Here is an 8,434-nt window from a genome sequence, read left to right as displayed (position 1 = left end):
AATACCTAATCCTATGGAGTTTTTCACCGTCTTCAAATGGCTGATCCAGAGAAAGATGGATTGAAACGTATCCACCGCGAGTCCGGCGTGAAACCCGCAAACAGCTTCAAATGGCTGATCCAGAGAAAGATGGATTGAAACTACAATATTGTCTCGGGCCGCAATGAGCTTACGTATCTTCAAATGGCTGATCCAGAGAAAGATGGATTGAAACTACAATATTGTCTCGGGCCGCAATGAGCTTACGTATCTTCAAATGGCTGATCCAGAGAAAGATGGATTGAAACATCAAATTAATTAGATGCCGATGCAGCTCCGCGTTGGCTTCAAATGGCTGATCCAGAGAAAGATGGATTGAAACAGCGTAACGACAACATTATGGGTGTTACGTTTCCCCTTCAAATGGCTGATCCAGAGAAAGATGGATTGAAACCTTATGTTGTCCAAAAAGCCCTGTAGCTATGTTCGCATTCTTCAAATGGCTGATCCAGAGAAAGATGGATTGAAACTGAATCTGCAGGGGCTGGAGCACCGTCAGCCGTTCGCTTCAAATGGCTGATCCAGAGAAAGATGGATTGAAACTAGTAGCGGATGATCTCGACCGCCAGCCGGGGGGCGGTCTTCAAATGGCTGATCCAGAGAAAGATGGATTGAAACCGCTCCCGTTCCAGGCTTACCTGTTGATCGGTAACGACGGTCGACTTCAAATGGCTGATCCAGAGAAAGATGGATTGAAATCGGTCTATAAATATTCCTTTCATGAAAAATCAAGGTCTTCAAATGGCTGATCCAGAGAAAGATGGATTGAAACGCCTGGCCTTTTCGCCCGTATTGCGGCAGACGGAACACTTCAAATGGCTGATCCAGAGAAAGATGGATTGAAACCACCTTCAGCAGTTGTCAAGCCCTAATACTCAGTAGGCTTCAAATGGCTGATCCAGAGAAAGATGGATTGAAACACCCCGTAGTAGGTGCCGCTGGAGACATTGCCCGGGCTTCAAATGGCTGATCCAGAGAAAGATGGATTGAAACAAGATGCTATCGTAAAGCTCTATCGATGGCTCGCCACTCTTCAAATGGCTGATCCAGAGAAAGATGGATTGAAACCCGTAGCCGGCAGCCTTATCGAACTCCGAGGCCTTCTTCAAATGGCTGATCCAGAGAAAGATGGATTGAAACTTCATCGTCCAGCCGTTGCGGCCTTCCGTCACAATCGTCTTCGAATGGCTGATCCAGAAAAAGATGGATTGAAACGCGCATTTGGTCAGCTCGAACGCATCGGCCGCCGTATCCTTCGAATGGCTGATACAGAGAAGAATGAATTGAGGTGTTATGGCTTCGGCGCTTTTCGAGAATGACTGAGCAGATTCGAGAAAAGGGTGAACGGGATCTTTCACTGGGCGCAAAAAACAGCGGAAGCCAGGTTCGTAGCAATACGGTAGACTGGGCTGAAATCGTGAGAACGCCAATTTTAGCGGACTGGGTTGGTTATTTGTTTTAGAACCTGTAGATTCGGTAACAATGAGCGTTATGGAGCTTGATTACCAAACTAATCTTTAGGGTCTATTTGTTGTCTAACTGGCAAATAACAACCAAGTTGAAAACGAGAGAACCAATGCGCTATGCGCTGATTACCCTGTGGGTGCTGTTTACGTTGCAAGGGGTGAACGCGCAACCCAAGGGCTATACCCTGGGCGATGCGGTAGCCGACTTCCGGCTGAAGAATGTGGACGGGCGCACCGTAGGCCTGGCCGACTACAAAAGCCAGAAAGGATTGATTGTGGTCTTTACCAGCAACCATTGCCCGTTCTCGAAAGCCTATGACGACCGGCTCGTGGCGCTCGACCGTAAGTTTTCGGCGCAGGGCTATCCTGTTCTGGCCATCATGCCCAACGATCCGGCGGCTTATGAAGATGACTCCTTCGACAACATGAAAGTCCGCGCCCGCGAGAAGGGCTTTTCGTTCGCCTATGTCATAGACGAAACGCAGGCCGTTACGCGGAGTTTTGGGGCCACCCGAACCCCACAGGTGTTTGTCCTGAAAAATAACAAAGGTCAGTTCACGGTCGAGTACATCGGTACCATCGACGACAGTCCGCAGGATGGCAGTCAGGTGCAACGGCGCTATGCCGATGAGGCCGTGAGCAATCTGCTGGCTGGCCGGCCCGTCCAATCGCCCCTCACCAAAGCCATCGGCTGCGCGGTGAAATGGAAAAACTGAGTGCGGTACCGATTAGGGCCGGCTCTGACCGGCTCCCCTTTCTGGCACGGCCTTTGCCAATCTGCTTGGTGTAAATCAAACTACACATCAGTTATGAAAAAGACAGTATTGATCCTGAGCCAGATTCGCAACGTTGCCGGAACCATGATGCTGGTTGCCTCGCTGGCCCTATTGCAGGCTTGCGGTTCTGACAACAAAAATGAGTCGCGCACCGAAGACGCTGTAGAACGTACCGGCGATGCCATTGAGGCTGACACCAAAGAAGCTACGGCCGAAACGCGTGAAGATATGCGCGAAGCAGGCGATGATTTTGAGCGCGAGCGCCGGGAAGCTGTTGCCGAAATGAACGTTCAGAAAGACAAGCTGGATGCCCGGATCGATAAATTACAGGCCGATATCAAAAGCCAGGGTGCTAAAGCCAAAGCCGAAAGCAAAGAAGAACTGGCTGAGCTGGAGGCCGAGCGCAAAGAGCTGGGTAACGACATCGACAAAGCTCAGAACGCAACGGCTGCCGCCTGGAAAGATATTAAAACAGGTTTCAAAAAGGCCGGTAAAAACATCGGAAATGCCTTTGACAAAGCCGAAGATAAAGTTGATCCGGACGGAAAAGACGACAACTAGTCCGAAGCTGGTATATAGTTAACGGGGGCTCCCCGAAACGAGAAGTATCTTCGTTTCGGGGAGCCCCCGGTGTTTAGCTGATGGTATAATTTCGTGGCGATTACTCTACACTGGTAAAAAGGTCTACAACGGCCTGAAAACCATTTCCTCACCTTTCTGACAATTTTTCTCAAATAAAGAACCGGTAGCTGGCTGTCCGTTTACCAGATAGCGGTCGCCCAGCTGATGAACGAGCCTGAGGGGGCCACCCGCCAGACTTTTGACACGAATCTCGCGGAGTTGCCCGTTCTGTACCGTTGCGCCTACCTGAAAGGCGCCTTCGGTGCGGATGCGGTCAAAGGACAGGTCGCGCCAGGTACGCGGCAGGCCGGGCAAAACATAAATACCATCGTCCCGACTTTGCACCAGCAACTCGAGCACGGCGTTAAGCGCGCCGAAGCCACCGTCGAGCTGCATGATTTCCCGGTTCCGGGGTTCCTTAGTCCAGTCAGGGGCGCCCATGAGGCTGTTTCCGTTGTTGTTGGCATTATGAAGGGTACCCCGTCCTTCGTTCGTAAAGTTATCTTTCCAGTAGTGCAGCCAGTGTACGGCGGCTTCCGATTCGCCGGTTCGGGCCAGGAGAATACTAGCCCAGGGGACGCACCAGCCCGTCCAGGCGCCCGCACCCCGAAACCGCCAGGCCGTCAGGCTGTTGTCAATGATTTTGCGCTGGGCCGGATCGGTATAGTCCAGGGTGGCGAAGGGATAGATGCCGGCCAGATGGGAATGGTGCCGATGGCTACCGTCCAGATCTTTCCCCGCCCATAAGCCGATGCGCTCGTTCTGGCGGTTCTGCTCGGGCATGAAAACCCCTTTTACCGTCGTATAGAGCGGCAACCGCCTGGCAACGTCGGCCCAGCGGGGATCGATGGGCTGGCCCATGAGCCTGGCCGCTTCGGGCAAAATCCGGCAGATGCGGTGGAGCGCGGCAAGCTGAAAACTGGCATCGCGTCCCCAGGCATTGGGGCCGTCGCCCCCGTATTCGGGCGATACAGAAATGGGAAGCGAGAACCGCTTGCCGCCCCTCTCAGAGTCGGGCACTTCGTCAAGCATGGCATAATAGCCTTCAAACGCGCCAACCAGCAGCGGCCAGGCCATGTCTTGGAGCACCTGGTGGGCATCGGGCTGATCGAGGCCGTAGCGGTAGTGCTGCCAGGCCATCTGCGCCATCCAGGCCGTACAGGCATGATCGATCGTGCCGGTCCAGAACGTGCCAACAACGTGGCAGCGGTCATCAACAGCATGCGGGAGCATGAGCGCGCCCTTACGACCGAAAAATGATTCGCCGTTGCGCCGGAGGGTAGGCATCCAGCCGCGCATCATGCGCCAGAGCGGACTGAAATGGCTGAGCCGATTGGTGGCCAGGGCGGGCCAGTACATCATCTGTACGTTGATGTTAAAATGGTAATCGTTGCTCCAGGGAACGATCTGGTAATCCTCCATGAATGGTCCCTGCAGGGTGGCAGCTACGCCCTGCGGGGGCGATACGCAAGCCTGTTTGTATAACCCGTAGTCGACCATCTCCTGCAAGGCCGGGTCGGGCAGGGTAATCTTCGGAACCGACGTCCAGTAGTCCCGCCAGAACCGAGCCGTCTGCTGGCTATCGGTGGGCGTTACCGATAACCGCTTAAGTCGTGGAGCCGCTGGTGGCTGGAGCGAGGTAGTCAAGGCCAGCGTCTGGTTACCTACGTCGCTCCAGAAGATCATCAGGGTCGAGTCGGCAGGCAGCTCCTGACTCATCAGCAGTCCGAAACTATCTACCGTTTCGCTTACAAAGGGCTTTTTGACACCGGCAGCGCTCAGCCGGTCAGGTACGGCCTCTCCCGCCGGAACCAGCTTGCTATACTGGCTGTTAAAATAAGTCTGACCAGGCCGGCCCCCTTTTTGCAGAAATAGGGCCGGGTACGTGAACCAGGCTAGTTCGTTGTGAGCCGACTGGCCGATGCGGATCAACTCAGACCGGCCGCTGGTATCGTTCAGGGTAATCGTTATTTCGCCCCGGCTCATGTCGAGCTCACCCTGACGGAGCTGCCAGCCTTCGGGCATGGTAATTTCCAGCCGTCCTCCGCCCAGCTGCTGGGGCCGACCGAATCCCTGATCGCCGGTTTTGGGGATAGCGAACGCTTCTTTGATACCGGCATAATTGCCAGCCTGCAGGAGCCGCTTAACGTCCTGATAGGTAGTTTTGGCGGTGAACTCGTTCCCGCCCCGATGATCCCAGAAACCGGCCCGCCCAACCGTAATGTTCAGCTGGCGGGTTGTTCCCCAAACCATAAGGCCCTGGGTGCCGTTGCCCAGTAAAATACCCGTATGGGGACGGGTAATGGGAAAGTGCCAGACAAGCGGTTGAGTAGGCTGGGCCCATGTCGCTGAGACTGCCAGTTCGAGAAAGAGATAAATAAAAACGATGCGTTTCATGATACCCGAAACAAGCGCCTGCAACGACCGTTTATACTCATCATGTCAGCACCCGTCGTAACCGTTACTATTTTCCGTTACCAGCCCCGGGCCCGTTTCCGGGCGTTTGCCAATATGGGCCGGGTACTCATGCAGCCGGTTTCGGCCGATGGCCTGCGGTTCAGCAAGTTGATGGGCAGCGGCATCAACTTTGGTCTTATCCCCGACTTCTCCACCTACGTTCATCTAGGCGTTTGGGAAGATAGCCACCGGGCCAGCACGTTCGCCCAGACGGATGGCTATCGGCAGCTCGCCCAGGGTACCGAAAAAATCAGCACCCTCCACCTGTCGCCCCTCAAATCGCACGGACTTTGGGACGGATCCAATCCCTTTATCCTGAACACCGGGCAGGGAGCCGAAAACCCGGAGCGGGCCACGGCCGACGAACGCCCGAAAAAACCCGAACGGCCAGCCGCCCCCGACCCCTCGGCCCCCGTGGCGGTGCTGACGCGGGCTACGATCCGCGCCCGGGCTTTACCTGACTTCTGGCGGCACGTACCTCAGGCCCGCCAGCGGCTTACCGACCAGGCCGATAGCCTGCTGTTCGGGATCGGGGTAGGGGAGGTGCCGCTGGTGCAACAGTGTACCATCAGTGTCTGGCGCGATGCAGCCGCCGTTGATCAGTATGCGTACCGGCAGAGTGGGCACCGGGAGGTGGTGCGGCTTACCCGCCAGCGGCAGTGGTACTCCGAAGAGCTGTTTGCGCGCTTCACCGTGTTGCGCTGGGACCGGTAAACGATCGGGTCTTGGCCGTCTGCCTGCCCTGCTGAACCGGCCGTTGTCGAATGAACAGTAGATGAGCGCCTTGAGAACCGATCGACTGGAGTAAGTATAGTCAGCTCCGTTTACTGACAGCCTCGTAAAAAAATACGTGACCGGTGTCTATCTCGTGCCCAAAACCCTTGTATCCCAATGAGGAAAATTGTTATTTTGCGGGCTAAATTGTACGTATAACGCGAAATGTCTGTTATTAACAAGATCAGAGAACGGTCAGGGCTGGCCGTCGGTGTTATCGCCGTCAGCTTGATTCTGTTCATCGTGGGGGGAGATCTGCTCGGCGGCCGAAGCTTGCTATTCGGTGGAAACCAGCAGGAAGTTGGCGAAATTGCCGGCAAATCCATTGACTATCAGGAATTCAACGCCAAGGTAGATGAACTCCGGGCGCAGTTTGAACAGCAGACCGGTCGCGCACCCGCCGATCAGGACATGGCTCAGCTCCGCGAGCAGGCCTGGAACCAGCTGCTGTTCGAGATTGCTTACCAGGAAGAATTCGACAAGCTCGGTCTGAAAGTATCGCCCGAAGAACTCATCGACATGGTTCAGGGAAATAACATCAGCCCAGCTGTTCGGCAGGCCTTTACGAACCCCCAAACGGGCGTGTTTGACAAGAGCCAGATCGTTAGCTACCTCAAGGGTCTGAAGAACCTCCCTCCGCAGCAACAGGCTGCCTGGGCCAGTTTCGAGAAAAACCTGAGCGCCGACCGGCTTCGCAGTAAGTACGAAGGCCTGATGCGTCTGTCGATCTTTGCCACCACGGCCGAAGCCCAGAAGGAATACCAGGCCCAGAACACTAAAGCCGATGTGAAGCTGTTGTTCGTGCCCTACTACACGATCAACGACACAACGGTGAAGGTTACCGACTCGCAGCTGCAGGACTACCTCAACAAGCACAAAGACGAGTATCCGGGTGCCAACAGCCGCTCGCTCCAATACGTGACGTTCTCGGTGGCGCCATCGAAAGAAGACAGCACCGCCCTGTACAACGAAATCAAGACCCTGGCCCGTGGCCTGGGTGCCGCACCGAACGACTCGACTTTTGCCCAGCAAAACTCTGACGTTCGCGTGCCGCTGTACCTGACGGCTGGCGAAATGCCCGAGCAGCTCCGCGCGTCCATTCCTACCTTCTCGCCGGGTGGTATCTACGGCCCCTTCCGCGAAGGCAACACTTATTTCATCTATAAGTACGGCGGTACCAAGCGCGACACGAGCTTCACGGCCCGCGCCAGCCACATCCTGGTTCGCCCAACGGCTCAGACCGATTCGGCCAAGGCCGATGCCCGTCGCCGGGCCGAAGCACTCCTGGCCCAGATTCAGGGTGGTGCCAACTTTGAAGCACTGGCCCAAACCAACAGTGCCGACGGATCGGCGCAGAATGGTGGTGACCTGGGGTACTTTAAAAACGATGGCCAGATGGTGAAACCGTTTGAGTCGGCCGTGTTCGGTGCTGCTGGTGAAGGACTGATTCCGCGCGTTATCGAAACCGATTTCGGTTACCACATCATCAAAGTAACCGAAGCCAAAACGAACCAGCTGTACCGGGTTGTAGGTATCGGCAAAACCATTGCGCCCAGCCAGACCACCCGCGACGAAGCACTTCGCAAAGCCGATCAGTTTGCCTCGCAAGTGCAGACGAAGGAGGAGTTCGACGCTAAGGTTAAAGAAGACAAATCGCTGGTTGTGGCCACCGCCGATCGTATCCCCGAAGGCGCATCGAACATCAACGCGCTAACCGATGCCCGGGCGGTGGTACGCTGGGCATTTGACGACAAAACGGACGTTAACGAGGTATCGGAGCCGTTTGAAGTTGGCGACCAGTACGTTATTGCGGTGCTGACCAACAAGACCGACAAAGACGAGGTTAAAATTGACGACTACCGTACCGAACTGACCGCCAAAGTTCGCAACGAACTGAAAGCGGAGCAGATCATAGGCAAACTCGGCAGTGCCAGCGGCACCCTCGAGTCGATCGCGCAGAAATACGGTGCCGGTGCGCTGGTTGAAGAAGTTCAGGATGTAAACCTGGCAACGGGCTTCCTGCGTAGCGCTGGTGTCGATCCGGTAGCCCTGGGTCGTGCATTTGGCCAGAAGGCTGGCAAGCGTTCGAAGCCGTTTGCCGGAGACGCCGGTGTACTGATGGTTGAGACAACCCGCCTGACGCCAGCGCCAGCGGTTGCCGATTACAATCTGTACAAAACCCAGCTGCAACAGAACGTAGCTTCCCGCACTGGTTTCTATATCAACGAGGCTATCAAAGAAGCCGCTAAAGTTGAAGATCGCCGGGCCAAGTTTTATTAAAGATACCGCTTCAAAGAAAAA

At 55.2% G+C, this 8,434-nt stretch carries 5 protein-coding genes and 1 CRISPR repeat array; of the genes, 4 read left to right on the top strand and 1 reads right to left on the bottom strand.

The features are described 5' to 3' along the window. Positions 1-30: 30 nt before the first annotated feature. Positions 31-1,329: a CRISPR direct-repeat array (repeat unit 37 nt; unit sequence CTTCAAATGGCTGATCCAGAGAAAGATGGATTGAAAC). Positions 1,330-1,615: 286 nt separating this feature from the next. Both B1C80_RS18195 and B1C80_RS18190 read left to right on the top strand, forming a co-directional pair. Further along, positions 1,616-2,221: a thioredoxin family protein gene (locus B1C80_RS18195; protein WP_077922627.1), complete on the top strand. Its 606-nt coding sequence runs from the start codon at positions 1,616-1,618 to the stop codon at positions 2,219-2,221. A 93-nt stretch (positions 2,222-2,314) separates the two neighbouring features. After that, positions 2,315-2,842 (top strand): hypothetical protein, encoded by a 528-nt coding sequence (locus B1C80_RS18190; RefSeq protein WP_077922626.1) that lies wholly within the window; start codon positions 2,315-2,317, stop codon positions 2,840-2,842. 123 nt (positions 2,843-2,965) lie between these two features. Here B1C80_RS18190 and B1C80_RS18185 read toward each other — a convergent pair whose 3' ends face one another. After that, positions 2,966-5,299 carry a glycoside hydrolase family 95-like protein gene (locus B1C80_RS18185; protein WP_139361679.1) on the bottom strand — a complete coding sequence of 778 codons (2,334 nt, stop codon included), beginning with the start codon at positions 5,297-5,299 and terminating at the stop codon, positions 2,966-2,968. Between the two features lie 42 nt (positions 5,300-5,341). Here B1C80_RS18185 and B1C80_RS18180 point away from each other — a divergent pair, with 42 nt between their 5' ends. Further along, positions 5,342-6,073 carry a DUF3291 domain-containing protein gene (locus B1C80_RS18180; RefSeq protein ID WP_077922624.1) on the top strand — a complete coding sequence of 244 codons (732 nt, stop codon included), beginning with the start codon at positions 5,342-5,344 and terminating at the stop codon, positions 6,071-6,073. A 225-nt stretch (positions 6,074-6,298) separates the two neighbouring features. Further along, positions 6,299-8,413 carry a peptidylprolyl isomerase gene (locus tag B1C80_RS18175; protein ID WP_077922623.1) on the top strand — a complete coding sequence of 705 codons (2,115 nt, stop codon included), beginning with the start codon at positions 6,299-6,301 and terminating at the stop codon, positions 8,411-8,413. The last annotated feature ends 21 nt before the right edge of the window (positions 8,414-8,434 follow it).

It is taken from the genome of Spirosoma sp. 209, assembly GCF_002006735.1.
In the GTDB taxonomy this organism is placed as follows: domain Bacteria; phylum Bacteroidota; class Bacteroidia; order Cytophagales; family Spirosomataceae; genus Spirosoma; species Spirosoma sordidisoli.
The sequence above is the reverse complement of the archived record's forward strand: the minus strand, read 5'-3'. Positions and strand labels throughout refer to the sequence as shown.